Genomic DNA, 18,890 nt, shown 5'->3' on the forward strand with positions numbered 1-18,890 from the left:
CAGTAAAATAAGCGTGTGGAATACTTATATGTCACAACAAAAAAGGCCCCTTTTTGTTGTTCACGTGATGTTTTATTGAACATCGGTGTTCCTTTAACAAAAGAGCCTTTTATTTTTTGAAGTGTCGTCAAGCGCGCCTTCGTCGCTTTTATTTTTCTTTTAACAGCGCTGATTTGTTCTTTTTTATTACGCATGTACACGTTCTTTAATTCTTTTTGTGCGGATAGAAGCGCGCGTCCTTCTTGAACAGCGCTGTTCGCATAATAATCATTTAATCCGTAACGTTGCTTTAAACGTTGATGGATGGAGACGGAACTTTTCGCTTTCGAGCCCCTAAGCTCGCGGACCTCCGCTTGATAGCGAAAATGTTTGGCTTGATTAAACACCCGAAGGGTGTGATCCATGGACATCACAAAATCAGGGTCGATTTTATGCTTATATAAGCGATTTGAAAAAATGGCCTTCATGCCCATGATATACACCCTCTCTTTTTTTTGTGACGGTCATTGTTAGTGCTTTAATTATACCATGAGGAATATATGTTTGTCACTTCAAAAATATTCAAAAAAAAACGATTCATCACCCACCTCGTGCTGACGCACTTGAGGAAGGTGTCTTCTCGCCTTAATGCGATAAATGAAGAAATTAAATAAGCTTAATTTCTTGGTGTTGATCTGTCGATATCTGGATGACTTATGTTAAAATAGGAACAAATGCTCGTAATAAATAATGAGGTGATGACATGACTGTGCGATTTATTTTAGGTTCAAATACAACCCCAACAAGTGAGGTTGTAAGAGAAGAAATTAAAACAATGTTAAAACAGGAACCTTACGGCAAACCAATTATATTTATCGTGCCAGAACAGATGACGTTCCAACAAGAATATGCTTTATTAGAAAATGAAATAAAAGGTAGTATTAGAGCACAAGTGCTTAGTTTCTCCCGTCTTGCTTTTAGAGTGATGGAAGAGACCGGTGGGGCAACGAAAGCAATGATTACATCGACAGGCATACAAATGATGCTTCGGAAAATCATTGAAGAGAGACAAACGGATTGGCATATGTTTCAACAGTCAGTTGATAAGAAAGGTTTTATTGAACAACTAGAAGTGTTAATCACAGAGTTTAAACGCTATAAAATCACCCCGGAACAAATTGATCAAGCCTACCATGACAGTAATCAAAGTGACGGATTAAAAGATAAACTTGGCGATCTTCATTACATATACAGTCATTTAACAGAGGCTCTGGCTAAGCGTTTTATTGACGGAGAAGACCAGCTGCGTTTGTTAGAGGAAAAAGTGTTAGAATCTCAGTATTTAAAAGATGCGACCATTTATATTGACGGTTTCCATCGCTTTACACCGCTCGAACAAGCAGTATTAACTAAATTAATGGAGCATGCGAAAGATATCACACTGACATTGACATTACCAGAGACAAAAACGCATCAAATCGAACCGTTTGATATCTATACGCAAACAAAAGAAACTTTTGATGATGTAATGGCACTTGCGAAAGAAAGTGGACAACAAGTGGCACTGAAGCATGTATCACAATCAAAAGAAGTTGCTCCTTTTATTAAGCATTTAGACAACGCTTTTGATACCCGCCCGATTCCACTACTTCAAGGACCTGTTGATTTAAAAGTTGCTTATGGTGTGCATCCACGCGCAGAAATAGAAGGGGTGGCTCAAGAAATTTTAGCACTCATTCGAGAAGAAAACTATCGTTATCGAGATATTGCTTTGATGGTAAGGGATGAAGGGTTATACCATGATTTAATTCGTACTATTTTCGAAGATTATGAGATTCCAGTGTTTATTGATGAAAAAGAGCCGATGATTAATCATCCTCTCATTGAGCTTATTCGTTCGCTTTTTGACGTTGTACAAACAGAGTGGCGTTACGATAGTATTTTCAGACTGCTTAAAACAGGCTTTTTTCCAGTTGGTGATGAGACAGTTCAGTTTGATGACGATGCGATTGATACGTTAGAAAATTATGTATTAGAATATGGCATTAAAGGACGAAAACGCTGGTTAAGTGAAGAAGCTTTTTATTATCAACGGTTTAAAGGCTTTGATAAGAGAGTTAAAACAGATGAAGAGCTCGAAATGGAAGAAAAAATTAATCGTTATCGTGAACATGTCGTTCGCTTTCTTCAACCCATTGATAAAAAGTTAAGGCAAACATCAGCTGTGAAAGACAAAATTATCGCCTTATACGAATTCCTTGAAAGCATCGGAGTGGATGTCACGCTTGAACAGTGGCAAGAAACGTTGGAACAACAAGGTGAAATCAAAAAAGCACGTGACCAAGAACAAGTCTGGCAAGAAGTTATGCGTTTGTTTGATGAAATTGTTGAGATTATTGGTGATGAAACCATTAAAATAGGGACGCTAAAAGAAGTGGTAGAAACAGGCTTAGACAGCCTCACCTTTCAACACGTCCCACCTACCCTTGATCATGTGATTATCGGTTCGATTGATCATTCGCGGATGCCAGATGTTGCCGTTAGCTTTTTAGTTGGTGTCAATGAAGGTACATGGCCTAAGCGTCCAAATCAGGATACGGTTTTAACAGAAGAAGAAAGACATACGCTCGAAGCACAAGGATTTAAATTAGCTGATAGTGAAACGGAGCAATTAATTGATGATTGGTTCTATATTTATTTAGCCGTCACGTCAGCTAAAGAGAAGCTATGGCTAAGTTACACGTTAAGTGATACCGAAGGAAAGGCGAAGATGCCAGCAAGCTTAATTAAGCGGATGTATCAAATCTTCCCTGAAACACCAGAACAATTGATTTTACAAGACCCAGAAGAAATGATCAACCCGCTTAGATTTGTTTCAACAGAAACAAAAGCGCGACAAGCGCTCACCGCTCAACTCGCTAAATTCAACCGTTCTTATCCAATTGATGATGTGTGGTGGAGTGTGTTTAATTGGTTTGTGACAACAGATCAAGTCAATGTGTTGGATGCGATGAAAAATAGTTTATATTATAAAAATCTTCCGACAGATTTAAAACAAACAACAGTGGATGAGATTTATCAAAAGAAAATTAAAACCAGTGTTTCACGAATGGAACAGTATTATCAATGTTCATATAAACACTTCGCGCAGTACAGTCTTAAGCTTGAAGAAAGGAAAACCTATAAACTAGATGCGCCGGATATTGGCCAACTATTCCATGAGGCGTTGAAACAAATTACCGAGTGGATTCAGGTTGAAGAAAAACAATTTGCAGATTTAAGTGAACAAGAAGCAGGAGATTACGCTGAGCGTGTGATGGAGCGACTATCACCTGTGTTACAACACCAAATTTTACACAGTTCAAATCGTTATCAATATATGAAACAAAAATTAGAAACCGTCATCTCTCGAGCAACCTTTATTTTAAGTGAACAAGCACGTCGGACGCGCTTTAGTCCGATTGGATTAGAAGTTGGATTTGGACTAGCAGATAGCCCATTAGCGCCTGTTCGAACGACACTGTCGAACGGGTATGAATTAATCTTAAGAGGGCGAATTGATCGCGTTGACCAAGCCAAAGTTGATGATCAACTCTATTTACGTATCATTGATTATAAATCAAGTAAGAAAAGCTTAGATCTCGTTGACGTCTATTACGGCTTATCGCTACAAATGCTTGCTTATTTAGATGTTCTTCTGCAAAATTCTGAGCACTGGCTCGGGTTAAAAGCAACGCCAGCTGGCGTGCTTTATTTCCATGTTCATGACCAACTACTTAGTCAGCCAGATATCATTCCATCAGATAAATTAGAACAAGAGTTATTTAAATTATATAAAATGCAAGGTTTACTTATTGATGATGCCCGTATTGTTGAACTAATGGATACGGCACTTGAATCAGGCAGTAGCCCTGTCGTACCATTTGAAATTAAAAAAGATGGCACACTTGGCAGTCGTTCAAAAACACGCAGTCTCGAAGATTTTGATCAGCTCCAAAAATATGTACGAGAAAAAATAACTGATGCTGGTTTAAGTATTTCATCGGGTGATGTTTCATTAAATCCCTATCAAAAACAAAATCAAACAGCCTGTACGTATTGTCCGTTTAAATCGGTTTGTCAATTTGATCCGTCATTGGATGAACATCATTACCGGACCTTACCTGATGTTGATGAAGACACACTATTTCAAAGTTTAAAAGAACGGGGGAACCGCTAATGCCTAAGTGGACAGAACAACAAGAAGAAGCTATTTATACAAAAGGACGAGATATTTTGGTTGCCGCTGCGGCAGGTTCTGGTAAAACAGCCGTATTAGTTGAGCGTATTATTCAAAAAGTACTTGATACAAAAGCGCCTGTTAATATTGATGAATTGATGGTTGCTACTTTTACAAATGCCGCAGCTCAGGAGATGCGGTCCCGGGTACAACTGGCGCTCGACGTGGCGCTTGAAGAAAATCCAACGTCAGATCATTTAAAAAAGCAAACCACACTCTTACAACAAGCATCGATTTCAACATTGCATTCGTTTTGTCTTGATTTAGTTAAACGCTATAGTTATAAGTTAGATATTGATCCAGGCTTTCGAATTGCGAATGACCTAGAAGCCGATTTATTGCGTCAAGAAGTGTTAGAGGACTTATTTGAGTATTGGTACAGTGAAGAGAATGACGAGCAAGCAGCCTTCTTTAATGTGGTCGACCGATTCAGCAGTGATCGTCACGACCAAGATGTTGAATCAATTATCTTAAAGTTAAATGATTTTGCGATGAAAAACCCATGGCCTAAAGACTGGCTTGATGAGATTGCCGCAAATTATGAACTAGGTGACGGTATAACGAACAGTCCATGGTTTAAAATTATCGTAGATAAACTGACAGATACACTTGAACAAGCAAAAAAAGAAGCGGAGAAATGTCACGCAATTACCCTCTTACCAGATGGGCCCTATCATTACGGAGAAGCTTATGACAGTGATATAGCACTTATCAATAAATTAATCGAAGCAAATAATAAAGGGTGGTCGGCGTTAACTGACGTGATGTCAGAGGTGAAGTTTAAAGCTCTTTCAAGGAAAAAAGTAGAATGTGACCCAGACTTAAAGACACAATTTAAAGACCATCGTGATCGTTTAAAGAAATTACTCACGGACTTAAAAGACGATTACTTCACCCGTTGCCTAGATGATCAGGAACAAGATATTCGATCTATGACTGAGACAGTAAAAACGCTCGTTGACCTTGTTAAAGCCTTTCAATCAGGCTATCAAGATAAAAAGAAAGAACGCGGCCTTGTTGATTTTAATGACTTAGAACATTTTGCTTTAGCTGTTTTAATTGCTAAAACACCGATGGGAATTGAAAAAACAGATGTTGCTCGTCAGCTGGAACAAAAGTTTACAGAAGTATTGATAGATGAATATCAAGATACGAATATGGTTCAAGAAACCATTTTGCGGGCGATTACGAAAGAGAATCCAGGTAACTTATTCATGGTAGGCGATGTGAAACAATCGATTTATCGATTCCGTCACGCTGAACCTAGTTTATTTCTCACTAAGTTTAAAACATTTAAATCAGCACAATCATCAGGTCATCGGATTGATTTAGCGAAAAATTTCCGTAGTCGAAAGCAAGTTCTAGATGCGACAAACTTTATTTTTCGCCAGCTGTTAGATGAAACTGTTGGTGAAATGGACTATGATGAGGATTCACAGTTGATTTATGGAAATAAGAACTATGACTTACAAGAAAAAGCTGATCCTGAAGCGGAACTCATCATTATCGATCGTGCCTCCCAATCGAGTGAGGATGATGATCAAACGGACTTGCAAAAAGCTGAACTTGAAGCGCGAGCTTATGCTGAGAAGATTAAACAATGGATTGGTCATGACAAAACAGAACCGGCATTGGTATTCGATAAGGATACGCTTGAATCACGTCCTTGTCATTACCGAGATATCGTTATCTTACTCCGGTCTTTAACCGATGCACCGGTCATTATGGAAGAACTAAAGAAACAAGGGATTCCCGTATATGCCGAGCTTGATACGGGCTACTTAGAAGCTATTGAAATACAAGTCATGCTGAATGTATTAAAAATCATTGATAACGCGAAACAAGATATTCCGTTCGCTAGTGTGTTAAAGTCACCAATTGTTGGTCTTAATGAAGAGGAGCTTACTCAGATTCGGTTGATGAACCAAAAGGTAAGCTTTTATGAGGCGGCCAAACAATATACGCTCGAGCACAACGATGATCTAAAACAAAAACTACAGCGCTTTTTAGACCAATTAGCTGATTGGCGAAGACAAAATCGGACTCTCGATTTATCAGCTTTAATTTGGTATATTTTCCGCGATACCGGTTATTATGATTTTGTAAGTGGGATGCCAGGTGGTCGGCAACGACAAGCGAACTTACGCGCACTTTATGACCGAGCAAGAGGGTATGAAGATACATCATTCCGTGGGCTTTACCGATTTTTACGTATGATTGAGCGGATGGAAGAACGCGGAGAAGACTTAGGAGCAGCACGTGCACTTGGTGAGAAAGAAGATGTTGTTCGGCTAATGACGATTCATAAGAGTAAGGGATTAGAATATCCAATGGTCATATTAGGAGCAATGGATAAGCAATTCAATAAGCAAGATTTAAATGCGAAATATTTATTGCATAAAGATTTTGGTTTTAGCAGTAAATATATTGATCCAGATAAGCGCTTAATGTATCCTACTCTCATGTACCGAGCAATCCGGGAACAAATGAAAAAAGAACAATGGGCTGAAGAAATGCGCGTCCTCTACGTAGCTTTAACTCGGGCAAAAGAAAAGCTTGTCATGATTGGTGCGGTTCGTGACTTTAGTAAAAAACTTAAAAAATATCAAGAGGTGATTACACACGACCAAGATGTGTTGCCACAAGCGCTAAGGTTAGAAAGTCAGTCTTACTTAGACTGGGTCGCGATGAGCTTAGTTCGTCATGAAAGTGGGGGTGTATTAAGAGGGGATACCCCTATCCAATTCTCACTAGCAGGTGATACGTCACAATTTATTGTTACGCAAAAAAATAGTGATGATTATCAACTGCAAAAACGACAAAATAACGAACAAGCGATTGATCTGTTTGATCATTTAACATCACATACAATTATAGACCAGGTAGATAAACAGTTAGATCACTTAGTGAGCGAGCGATTGACTTATCGTTATCCACACCAGCTGGCAACGACCCAACAAGCGAAACAAAGTGTGACAGAAGTTAAACGCCGACAAACAGAAAAAGATCCTTATGCGAGCGAAGACTTTGTGAGACAACTTCGCCCGTTCAAAAAAGAACGCCCTGTCTTTATGCAAGAAGCGAAAACACTCACAAAAGCAGAAGCAGGAACTGCGATGCATATAGTAATGCAGCATATAAACTTTAGCCGGCAGTGGGATCAAACAAGTTTAACGGCGTATTTAGCTGAACTAGAAGCAAAAGAAATTATGACCAATGAACAAGTTGACGCCATAGATGTGAATAATATTATGCGCTTTTTAGACCAACCGGTTGTGAATCGGATGAAAGGTGCTGAAGTATTAGAACGAGAAACACCGTTTAGTTACATGGTTGACATCAGTAAAGTGGACCCGTCTTGGCAAGGTGAGAAAGAAGCTGTCTTTATCCAAGGTGTGATTGATGTGTTATACAAAACCACTGATGGATGGGAAATATTAGACTACAAAACAGATACCATTACCGGAAATGCGACTAACAAAGTAAGACAAGCGTTAGCCGAACGTTACCGTGTTCAATTAGACTTATACACAGAAGCCATCGAGATGATTTTATCGATTAAAGTACACAAGCGGCAGCTGTATTTCTTTGATAAAGATCTGTTAATTCAGCTATAATTGAACTACCCTCACCTAGTGCTTCCTCAAATATTTGTGAGAATGTTGGATAGGTTACACTAAACTAGACAGTTTCGTTAAGGTCGGTTAAACTTGTGGGACTAATCACTCGAGGGAGAGGCCAATCATGGAAAAAAAGCACGCCAATCATTCTCAAAAGAATTTAAAGAACAAGTTGAATGAATTTCATAATTCTGAGGCCTTGCGGCCCAATGGTTTTGAAGCATAAAAAAGGAAGTACCTCCCCAAGTCTTGTATAATGGTAAGTAACCAAACTAAACCAAAAGACTGAAGGAGAACTCCCTATGCCTATTATACGACAAGAGAGTTTATTTAGCATTAATGAATGATATATAATGGAACCTCCCCAACGATATGACGCTATTATTTCGGTCATTGATATTGACCACATTTACCGTGAGGTAAGTAAAAAATCACGTCTTGGAGCTCCGGAGGAGCTTAACTACGCTGCTATGATTATTTCTGTTTTTATAAGATATGTTGAGCGTATTCCTACAATTAAAGATTTGGTCAAACACCTAAATGAAGATATAGCTTTCAAGATTAACTGTGGATTTCTTGTGTCTGATCATATCCCATCCGAGGCTTCATATTCACGCTTAATTACCAAGCTAAGTGATTCTCATTGTCTTGAAGAGATTCAAGAGCGCATTGTTCTAGCTGCCATTCAAGAAGGTTTTATTGTTGATGAACTGTGGCGATTGATTCTACGCACTTTAATGCGCGAGATCAAGCGAAGATAAACCTAAGCCAGCCCCTAAGAAACGTGGGCGAAAATCAAAAGAAGAACAAGAACAGTGGTTACGAGAGAAAGCTGAAAAAGAAGCGAATCTGTCTCTTTACGAAAAGAAAATTGAAGACTAATTAGACGCTCGATTAGAGGCGCTTCGTTCCGAAGTGCCACAAGAACCTCAATGGGGTGTCAAAAAGAATAGCCAAGGCAAAAATGTCTTCTGGTATGGATTTAAGGGGTACTTAGCCGTTGGAGCCAAAAGTCAGTATATCTTGCAATCTCTCTTTTCATCTGGAAACTTAAATGATGGAAAAGCAGCTATTCCTTTGCTTAAAGGTATTCAAAATCGATTATTTCTACCATCATTACGGTATCAAACACTAGATGCTGGCTATGATTATGCGCCTATTTATGAGCAAATATACCGTATGGGTCAACACGCAAACATTGCCTATAACAAAAAGAATGAAAGGGAGCTCGTAGGGTATGATGAACACTTTGCGCCAACATGTTTCCGTGAACATTCATATCGTTACGACAGCTATGATTCAAAATATGAAACATTAAAGTACACACGACCTAAAGCATCTAGTGAATGTCCCTTAAATACCGAAGGTATTTGTCAAAAAGTGTACAAGGTTAAAATAACAACAGATCTTCGGAAATATTCAGCTCCTGCTCGTGGTTCACAGGCATGGAAAACTATTGCTAAACGTCGCAGTTCTGTCGAAAGAGTAAACGGCTATCTTAGGGAGTTTTTCCAGCTTAATAATGTTCGTTACCGTACAGGAAAACGTGCAAAAGCTCACTTTAATTTAGTGACGCTTATTTATAATGCATCAAAACTAGCAGCAGATCGTTTAGGCTCATTCCTAAAGCAATATCAAATAGCATAAAAAATTTTTAAGACAAATATTGAAATTCTGGTCGTGTTTGATTTTTTTAAAAGAGCAATTATGAAATTGATTTAAATGAAGATAATTTAGTCTCATTCTCGAAAAGTAAAAGTAGTTCTGTTAGGGTTGAATAAAGGGCTATCATAAAATTAATAAAGCTCTTTAGAAAGGAAGTAAATAATGAAAAAAGTAATCTTAACTACTCTGTCAGTTTTGCTTTTAGGGATGGCTAGTCCTGTAGTAGCTTATGCAGAAAGTGTCAACGTTTCAAGTAATACGGTTAGTTCTGTTAATACAGAGTTATTAGAATTAAATGATAACGTTAAAACAAAAGTAACAGCGTTAGAAAATTCTGGTTATCAGGTAGACTCACAACCATTTCAGATTCAGGAAAATAACTTTCTTAGGTTCTATAATGATAGTACATATGGGGTAATAGAACTTAAGAATGACGGTGGTTTTACTGTTTTCCATCTAGAAGACCAAGATGAATATGGTTATTATAAATTAATAGCAGAAACGCAAGATGGAGAGCAATTTTATAAAGAATTTAATGAACAAGGTGAAGAAAGGCCTAGGATAGTTCCGTTTGCAAGTGTTTGTGATTGGGTTGTTGGAGGTTCTGGGGTAGCATTATCTGGTATTTACGGTGCTGCTATTGGTACTGCGTTCGGTGGATTAGCAGGAGGAATAGCTGGTGCCGCTTGTCCATAGTCTGCAAATGAAGTTAGGTTAAAATAAAAAGAACTCTGTTTTCAGAGTTCTTTTTACTTTAAAGATTTCGAAAGAGTTTACTAAAAATGGAAGATAAAAAAATAATGTCTTTTAAGCAATCAATGGGATGGGTCATATACGCGATTATTTTGTTTATTGTTGTTCAATTACTTACAGGAGTAATATATGGCAAAGCAATTGATATTAGTTTTATATTTGCAATGGTGGCAACATGTTCTACTATGGCGCCTTTAGCTTATTATTTAGTAAATAAAAATTTTAAAGAAGCTAAATCCTATAAAGTATTAGGGGTAGTTTATCCTGTATTCTTTTTACTAATACTTCTTGTAGGAGTATTACTATATGCAATAGGATTTTTAAATTAAAATTAAAAAAGCAGTTCTCGTAATTTTACGAGAGCAGCTGTTCTTTTAAAGGGCATGTAGGGCTTGCCCTTCACGAACGATGTCAGCTTTATACAAATATTAACCTTAAAAGATTCTAGATCTTTTTTAAATATACTTTTGTTCCCTCGTTTCTTTTGACGGTACATCTCTTGATTTTATTGAACTACCCCCACCTAACATTCTCACGAATGTTTGAGGAAGGGGATTCCGTAAGGACACCCTAAAGGCGACCCATGCTCGTTCAACTAAGCATAGTTTTTTCTACTTTCCAACCGCCGCAAACCTATTTTCTCAACATCTATTAAAGCATGTTGGGGAAATAGTGCGCTCCAGGAACACAACTTACTTGGGTCGAATCGTTCTGTCTGATAGAACGCGTAGGTTCTGACAAAAGACAGTGTACGCGTCAAATACGCCCATTGCCCGTCGGGCAATGACATAAGCGGCTGCCATGTGAATGGACACACCGAGTCGCTTCATATATTTCATTTTGCCAATTTGACTGGTATAAGCAGGGTTAACAACATAGACAGCCACCCCCATTTTTTCAGCTCTTGATTTAATCGCTAGGATCATTTTTTGATAAGCAAACTGACTCATTTGGCGATTGGCTTTCCTATTTCCATAAGGACGCGACACTTTGGACCGCGTTGTATCCAATTTTTCAATCGCGAGTGGTTTATGATGTTTAACGGCATAGTCAACGAGGGTAATAACCTCTGCTTCGATGATTTTCGCCCTCTGTCCACTGATTTTACCCTCTAAGTTAAACGGAAGGGTGAAGGCATCCACACATTGACCTATGGCGTTGATATTGGCGACGGCGATATGATTCACATTCAAATCAACACCAACCATACCCGTTGATGTTGAGGTATTCAAATAGGGTGTAGCCGGCACATCAATTAAGCATTTAATGATATAGTAGTCACCACGATCTTCAAGCGACCATGCGATTGCCTTCCCAAACTTCAACTTATCTTTCAGATTCATTTGTGTCTGAATGGCACGATTGACATGATCTTGACCATAAAGAAAAACAACGTCAGGATACATGGTTCATTAGGCTATCAAACGCCCGCTGAATATAAGAAAAATAGAGCGGTTCACGCCGCACCATAAAGAGACGCGCACTTTATTTGGAGAAGCGAGCGTGCTAGCCTTTATGGCAGAGCCAGATGTTTTCATCATCTGGTTGCCGGGCTCGATTGCATGCGAGCAGAGCGACAGTCAAGTGACAATAAGCTAACAGTGTTAATGTAAGCATTTAAAATACTAAGAAGCGATAGTCTGAGTTTCACACCTTAAAAAAATTGTACAGTTTTGTGTTGACATACCATGTTAGGAGAGTTCAAATAAGTGTCATAAGAGGAGTTGGATTTTATGGGAAGACCAAAGACAAAAGAGGCATTAATTGAACAAGCATATCAACAGTTTAATCAGATGTTTGATATGTTAGAGGGTTTAAGCTCTGAAGATAAGATGGCAGCCTTTAGTTTTGATAAACCTAAAAGTGATCAAGCTGCACACTGGACCCGTGATAAAAATATACGAGATGTTTTTATACATCTCCATGAATGGCATCAACTGCTTATAAATTGGCTAATCACTAATCTGAATAATCAATCAAGCACCTTTTTGCCACCCCCATACAATTGGAGGACGTATGGGGACATGAACAGGATGTTTTGGGAAAAGCATCAACGAACGTCATATGACGATGCTGAACAGATGGTAAAAGATAGTCACATGGAAGTTATGTCTATAATTATAAATTTAGATGAAAAAGAGTTATTTGAAAAAGGCTATTATGATTGGAGTGGCAAAACGAGTGTCGGTAGCTACTGTATTTCTACTACTTGTAGCCATTATAAATGGGCCAAAAATAAAATGAAACGTCATCGAAAACAAGTACTTAGTTAAGCCATGTAAAAGACAGGCCAACCTTCAACAATACCTTTCTAAAAGCGAGAAAGACTAAGATATCCTCCTTAAATGGGTGTTAGTTGTGATTTTTTTGTGACACACATGATTATCTGTATGTAATTGTGACCTACTTGTGTTAAAAAAGTTCAAGCGATTAAATATCACTTGAACTTTTTTTGCTTCCTTTTTAAACTTTTAACTATTTTAAGTTTAACTATTGACACTCGGTCAATAAATGATAAAATAAGAACAACTAATTGATAATGACTCTCATTATCGAGTACTGAGAAAAGGATTTTTACTGTGAAATATAAAGTGCTCATTCCCGTCTTAATCATATTATCTATTCTATCAATCTTTATCGGTGTTGTTCCGTTATCTTTTACAGATATCTTTAATTTGACGACTCAACAACAACAAATTATTTTAGTCAGCCGGATCCCAAGGCTTATTAGCATTGTTCTTGCGGGTATTGGTTTAAGTGTCTCTGGTCTCATTATGCAACAACTGAGTCGGAATAAGTTCGTTTCACCGACAACAGCAGGTACGATGGACTCTGCACGCTTAGGTATACTAGTGGCAATGATGTTCTTTCATCAAGCGACGCCATTAGAGCGCATGTTTGTTGCTTTTATTTTTTCAATTTCTGGTACGCTTATTTTTATGAAAATCTTAGATAAAGTCAAGTTTAAAGACCCAATTTTCATTCCACTTGTAGGGCTTATGTTTGGTAATATTGTTGGTTCTATTACGACCTTTATTGCTTATCAAAATGACCTTATCCAAAATATGTCAAGCTGGTTACAAGGAAATTTTGCGCTTATTTTAGAAGGGCGCTATGAATTACTTTATATTAGTGTACCACTTGTGGTTCTCAGTTACATATTCGCCCACCGTTTTACGATTGCTGGAATGGGAGAAGACTTTGCGAAGAACTTAGGGCTTCATTATAACCTTGTCGTAAATACAGGTTTAATTATTGTCGCATTGATCACATCGGTTGTCATTTTAACAGCCGGCACGATTCCATTTCTCGGTTTAATTATTCCGAATATCGTCTCGATTTACCGTGGGGATCATTTAAAGAATAGTTTACCGTTTACGGCGCTCTTAGGTGCAGTTTTTCTCCTCGCCAGTGATATTATTGGTCGAGTCATTATTTTCCCTTATGAAGTGGCGATTGGTGTCATTGTGGGCGTCGTTGGAAGTTTCATCTTCCTCTATCTTATTATGAGGAGGTCAGCCTATGAGTCATAAAACGAAAATGACATTGTTAGCCATCGGTAGTGTGGTGGCGATTGGTTTATTCTTATTTATTGGGTTAACAGGTAATTGGCAATACATTCTAGAACGGCGGTTTACGCGGATTGTTGCAATTGCTGTTACTGGTGCCGTTATTGCGATTGCAACCATTATTTTTCAAACGATTACGAATAACCGAATTTTAACCCCAAGTTTAATTGGGTTAGATGCCTTATATCAGTTAATTCAAACCTTCATTATTTTCTTTTACGGCTCAACGAACCTATCAGCAACCAATCAAACAATTAATTTCTTTCTATCAATCGGCTTGATGATTGTATTTGCCTTAATTTTGTTTAAATTACTATTTAAACGCGGGAATAATATTTATTTTCTCTTATTAATTGGACTTATTTTTGGAACCTTCTTTCAAAGCTTATCCACTTTTATGCAAGTCTTGATTGATCCAAATGAATTTCTAATTGTTCAAAATCGTATGTTTGCTAGTTTTAATAATGTTCAAACTGATCTTCTATATATTGCTATTGGTATAATTCTGATCACGCTGCTCTATTTATTGAAGTTCACAAGATATTTGGACGTTTTATCACTTGGAAAAAGTCATGCAGTTAACTTAGGGGTTGATTATAACCGGGTGGTGCAACAATTGATGGTGATTGTTGCAATCTTGATGGCTGTTGCAACAGCGCTGGTTGGACCGATCATGTTCCTTGGTATTCTTGTTGTCAATGTTACGTATGAAATGTTTAAGACGTATAAGCATAGTGTATTGATTTTAGCTACTGTTTTTGTCAGTATCATTGCACTTGTCGGCGGCCAGTTCATTATTGATCGCATGTTTAATTTTTCAACAACACTAAGTGTCGTGATTAACTTAGTCGGTGGTGTATATTTCTTATATCTTATTTTAAAGGAGAATAGAACATGGTGAAAATTAACGATGTAACAAAACTTTACGGTGATACAGCCGTTGTAGACCATGTGTCTATGACGATCCCAAAAGGAAAAATCACTTCATTTATTGGTCCGAATGGCGCTGGAAAGAGTACATTACTTTCAATTGTAAGTCGACTCATCGCCAAAGATGAAGGGGAAGTATTAATCGACGGAGAAGAAGTGTCAATGACAAATAATAAGGATTTGGCGAAAAAACTCTCGATTTTAAAACAAGCAAATGACATCAATGTTAGACTCACGGTTAGACAACTTGTCAGTTTTGGTCGTTTCCCTTATTCCCAAGGACGATTGACAGATATTGATAAGAAGATGATAGATAGTTCGATTCATTATATGGAACTTGAAACGATGGAAAATAAATTTTTAGATCAACTAAGTGGCGGTCAAAAGCAACGAGCCTATATTGCGATGGTGATTGCCCAAGATACCGAGTATATTTTACTTGATGAACCACTCAATAATTTAGATATGAAACATTCCGTCCAAATCATGAAAGTACTAAGGCGTTTAGCGGATGAATTAGGGAAGACAATTGTGATTGTATTACACGATGTGAACTTTGCCTCGGTTTACTCTGATTATATCGTTGCTTTGCGTGATGGCAAAGTTATTAAAAAAGGACCAACCGAAGAAATTATTCGAAATGGTGTCTTAAAAGAAGTGTATGACATGGATATCAAGATTCAAGATATTGATCAATGTCGCATTTGTTTATATTTTTCTTAATGGTTTTGACTCTGATTTTCTTCTATTGCTGGGCCCAGAAATAAGTGATAAGGAAAAATCAACTAAAAACAAAAAACAAAAAAGAAGGGATAGATATTATTATGAAGAAACTCATGTTATTAATGTTTGCGTTAATCGCAAGTCTTGTACTTGTCGCTTGTCAAGAAAATGCAACAGATGAATCATCAAACACTGATTCGAAAAACGAGGAACAGCAAGATAATGAAACAAATGAGGATACGGATGCACCTACTGAAATAACGGTGGCACACGAACTAGGTGAAACAACTGTACCTGTTAATCCGGAAACAGTTGCTGTTTTTGATTTTGGTACACTAGATACATTAGACAATTTAGGTATAGAAGTCGCTGCCTTACCACTCGCAAATGTACCTGATTACTTAGACGCTTATGCAACAGATGATTATACTAATGCCGGAACATTATTTGAGCCGGACTTTGAAGCACTAGCGAATTTAGATCCAGACCTCATTATTATTTCAGGTCGTACTCAAGAAGCATATGATGATTTATCAGAACTTGCACCAACGGTGTATGTGACGATGGATAATGCGGACTACTTAGGTTCATTTGAACAGAATGTAACATTAATGGGAGAAATTTTCTCTAAACAAACAGAAGCAGCTGAAGTAGTTGAAAAAGTTAAGGAAGAAGCAGCGGCTGTTAAAGACATGGCATCAGAAGATAAGTCAGGTTTGATTATTTTAACAAGTGATGGCTCGGTTACCGCTTATGGTCCAGGCTCACGTTTTGGTCTTATTCATGATGTGCTAGGTGTTACAGCGGTTGATGAGACAATTGAATCTGTTACTCACGGACAAAGTATCAGCTTTGAATACATTGCCGAGAAAAATCCAGATCTTCTGTATGTTTTAGACCGTAATGCAGTAACAGGAGGCGATTATACGGCGGAAACGACGCTGGATAATGATTTAGTCAATGTTACAACAGCTGCAACAGAAGGAAACATTACTTATTTAACACCAGATTACTGGTACCTATCAAGTGGTGGTATTACCTCAGTGACACAAATGATTGAAGAAATTAAGCAAAGTTTTGAATAGACGTCTTAAGTAGCCACTATTTTATATGACATACTCTTTTACAAGCTGTTTATCGTAGCATTAGCTATGGCAAACAGCTTGTTTGTATTTGGCGTTTTTTTATAATTATCGCGGCACTGATTACATACAGCCGTATCATTTTTGGTACAAATAAGTAAATTTCTCTTGCACCAAACGCTCTAATACTTTACTATGGTAGAGTATTAGAGTGAAAGAAAAGCGAGGAGGAAGAAACCATGTTAGAATGGGTTGTATTAATTGCTGTATTAAGTTTAGTTACTTTTAGTTTACTGCGCGTACATGTCTTACTTGCTTTAATACTTTCGGGTATTATCGCAGGTTTGGTAGCCGGTTTATCATTTATTGATGCGCTAAGTTTATTTATTGAAGGAATGGGTGGGGACCAAGCCAAAACGGCTTTAAGCTATATTTTATTAGGGGGTTTTGCGGTCGCGATTAATTATAGCGGCATTACGATGAGTCTGGTCAATATATTGACGCGTCATTTATCTAATAAACGCGGAGTGTTACTACTTTCCATTGCTTTTATTTCATCGTTATCACAAAATGTGGTACCGATTCATATTGCTTTTATCCCATTACTTATTCCACCGTTATTAGCCTTATTTGATCGCATGCAGCTTGACCGACGAGCCGTTGCAAGTGCATTAACTTTCGGATTAGAAGCGCCATATATTATGGTTCCTGTCGGATTCGGTCTTATTTTCCAACAGGTTATTCAAGAAAATATGAAACTAAGCGGCCAGGCTATTACGCTAGGTGAGGTCTCATTGGCAATGCTTATACCTGGTTTAGGGATGATTGTCGGTCTTCTTGTGTCAATTTTCATTACATATAGAAAACCACGTGAATTAACTGTCAAAGGTTATGAACCCGCCTTCTATTCTCCAAATGAACAAGACAGTCGTTTTACGATTAAGCATACATTCACCTTGGCAAGTATTGCGTTAGCGCTTATTATCCAAATTTTTTCTGGTGAACTTATTATCGGTGCCCTTACCGGAATCTTAGCCATGTTTGTTTTTGGTGTTGTGCCTTACCGTGAACTTGACCGTGTGATGACGGAGGGGATTAAAATGATGGCAACGATTGGATTTGTGATGATTGTTGCTGGTGGTTTTAGTCACCTATTAAAAGAAGTTGGTGCGGTCGATGCTTTGATTACGCAAACCGAACAGTTCTTTAGTCTTTCTAAAGTTATTCTCATTCTCATTTTACTGCTTGTTGGCCTTGTTATTACGATTGGGATTGGCTCATCGTTTGCGACGATTCCAATTTTAGCTGTACTCTATGTACCATTTGGTCTGCAAATGGGCTTATCATCCATGGCGATTGCTGTCTTAATTGGGACAGCAGGTGCGTTAGGGGATGCTGGTTCACCTGTCAGCGATACAACCTTGGGGCCAACATCTGGTTTAAATGCTGACGGAAAACATGATCACATTTGGGATACCTGTGTACCAACGTTTATGCACTACAACATTCCACTCATTATCTTTGGATTGATCGGGGCATTGATTTTATAGAGAGTGATAAGACTTCTTAAACAAAAAGACGACAAGCACAACAAGGAGTGAGCTTTTGTTCTTTGTTGTGCTTTTTGATTTCTAGATTTAGTGCTTATGAGAGGGGAAACATTCATAAGTCTAAAGTCATAGATTAATAAAAAACAGATTTTTTTAGGTGAATGGCTTCATTGTTTGGGTCATTAGGCCGATATTAACATTAGAAGTTTGTAAAGGATTTGAGATTTTTGGGGGGAAGTATTATGGCAGCGGGAGAAAAAAATATGAATGAAATAATTAAAGAAGTATATAATGGATCGATTGTTTCTGTAAAGAAGATTATCCCCATTGACCCGGAAGTTGGTGCACCGAAAATCATCGAGCCACCACTTAAAGTTCAATTTGGCGTTATGATTGGTTACACAGGTAGTGTAAAGGGTGAACTGGTTTTACAATCAACCGATGCTTTTTTCAGTAGTGTTGGTGAGAAAATGTTTGGTATGCCTGTCGAAGGTGAAATGTTGGACTCATTTGCGGGGGAATTAGGTAATATGATTGCGGGCAGTTTATCGATGCATTTATCAGAACAAGGACTTACAACGGATATTACCCACCCAACGATTTTAAAAGGGGATGCGACGTTGTCAGGTTTTAAACGAGCATTACTTGTAGAAGTAACTTACCCAGAGAATCAGAGCTTATCTATTTATTTACTCTTAAACAATTAATCTGAACTAATAGTTGCATAAAGGGATTTACTT

Annotated in this window: 12 protein-coding genes and 2 pseudogenes; 12 read left to right on the forward strand and 2 right to left on the reverse strand. The window is 37.8% G+C overall.

Annotated elements, in window-relative coordinates:
• A pseudogene (locus BM098_RS09725) lies at positions 1 to 473 on the reverse strand (IS200/IS605 family accessory protein TnpB-related protein); the annotation flags it as partial.
• 269 nt (positions 474 to 742) lie between these two features.
• On the opposite strand from BM098_RS09725, the gene addB reads away from it, so the two are divergent.
• The 5 genes and pseudogenes from addB (at position 743) to BM098_RS09750 (ending at position 10,625) form a co-directional block, all read left to right on the forward strand.
• Positions 743 to 4,198, forward strand: a complete 3,456-nt coding sequence (gene addB, locus BM098_RS09730) for a helicase-exonuclease AddAB subunit AddB (RefSeq protein ID WP_089832824.1) — start codon at positions 743 to 745, stop codon at positions 4,196 to 4,198.
• Positions 4,198 to 7,875, forward strand: coding sequence for a helicase-exonuclease AddAB subunit AddA (gene addA / locus BM098_RS09735; protein WP_089832826.1), 3,678 nt, complete (start codon positions 4,198 to 4,200; stop codon positions 7,873 to 7,875). The genes addB and addA overlap by 1 nt, the downstream gene beginning before the upstream one ends.
• A 356-nt stretch (positions 7,876 to 8,231) precedes the next feature.
• Positions 8,232 to 9,525 (forward strand): annotated as a pseudogene (locus BM098_RS09740) (transposase).
• A gap of 180 nt (positions 9,526 to 9,705) precedes the next feature.
• A complete protein-coding gene (locus tag BM098_RS09745; RefSeq protein ID WP_089832828.1) occupies positions 9,706 to 10,239 on the forward strand; it encodes a hypothetical protein in 534 nt (177 codons plus the stop codon).
• Positions 10,240 to 10,325: 86 nt separating this feature from the next.
• Positions 10,326 to 10,625 carry a hypothetical protein gene (locus BM098_RS09750; protein ID WP_089832830.1) on the forward strand — a complete coding sequence of 100 codons (300 nt, stop codon included), beginning with the start codon at positions 10,326 to 10,328 and terminating at the stop codon, positions 10,623 to 10,625.
• Positions 10,626 to 10,988: 363 nt separating this feature from the next.
• On the opposite strand, the gene BM098_RS09755 is transcribed toward BM098_RS09750, so the two are convergent.
• The gene (locus tag BM098_RS09755; protein WP_234987476.1) at positions 10,989 to 11,639 is read right to left on the reverse strand and encodes an IS200/IS605 family accessory protein TnpB-related protein; all 651 of its coding nucleotides are present in this window, start codon (positions 11,637 to 11,639) and stop codon (positions 10,989 to 10,991) included.
• A 390-nt stretch (positions 11,640 to 12,029) separates the two neighbouring features.
• On the opposite strand from BM098_RS09755, the gene BM098_RS09760 reads away from it, so the two are divergent.
• From BM098_RS09760 to BM098_RS09790, 7 genes are all read left to right on the forward strand, one after another.
• Positions 12,030 to 12,569, forward strand: coding sequence for a ClbS/DfsB family four-helix bundle protein (locus BM098_RS09760; RefSeq protein WP_089832834.1), 540 nt, complete (start codon positions 12,030 to 12,032; stop codon positions 12,567 to 12,569).
• A gap of 306 nt (positions 12,570 to 12,875) precedes the next feature.
• Positions 12,876 to 13,829, forward strand: coding sequence for an ABC transporter permease (locus BM098_RS09765; RefSeq protein ID WP_089832836.1), 954 nt, complete (start codon positions 12,876 to 12,878; stop codon positions 13,827 to 13,829).
• Positions 13,819 to 14,766: an iron chelate uptake ABC transporter family permease subunit gene (locus BM098_RS09770; protein ID WP_089832838.1), complete on the forward strand. Its 948-nt coding sequence runs from the start codon at positions 13,819 to 13,821 to the stop codon at positions 14,764 to 14,766. The genes BM098_RS09765 and BM098_RS09770 overlap by 11 nt, the downstream gene beginning before the upstream one ends.
• A complete protein-coding gene (locus tag BM098_RS09775) occupies positions 14,760 to 15,518 on the forward strand; it encodes an iron ABC transporter ATP-binding protein (RefSeq protein WP_089832840.1) in 759 nt (252 codons plus the stop codon). Before BM098_RS09770 ends, BM098_RS09775 begins: the two co-directional genes overlap by 7 nt.
• Before the next feature lie 101 nt (positions 15,519 to 15,619).
• Positions 15,620 to 16,603, forward strand: coding sequence for a siderophore ABC transporter substrate-binding protein (locus BM098_RS09780; protein ID WP_089832843.1), 984 nt, complete (start codon positions 15,620 to 15,622; stop codon positions 16,601 to 16,603).
• 236 nt (positions 16,604 to 16,839) lie between these two features.
• The gene (locus BM098_RS09785; RefSeq protein WP_089832844.1) at positions 16,840 to 18,150 is read left to right on the forward strand and encodes a Na+/H+ antiporter NhaC family protein; all 1,311 of its coding nucleotides are present in this window, start codon (positions 16,840 to 16,842) and stop codon (positions 18,148 to 18,150) included.
• 242 nt (positions 18,151 to 18,392) lie between these two features.
• Positions 18,393 to 18,857, forward strand: a complete 465-nt coding sequence (locus BM098_RS09790) for a chemotaxis protein CheX (protein ID WP_089832846.1) — start codon at positions 18,393 to 18,395, stop codon at positions 18,855 to 18,857.
• The last annotated feature ends 33 nt before the right edge of the window (positions 18,858 to 18,890 follow it).

The organism is Halolactibacillus halophilus, assembly GCF_900115605.1.
Taxonomy (GTDB): Bacteria; Bacillota; Bacilli; order Bacillales; family Amphibacillaceae; genus Halolactibacillus; species Halolactibacillus halophilus.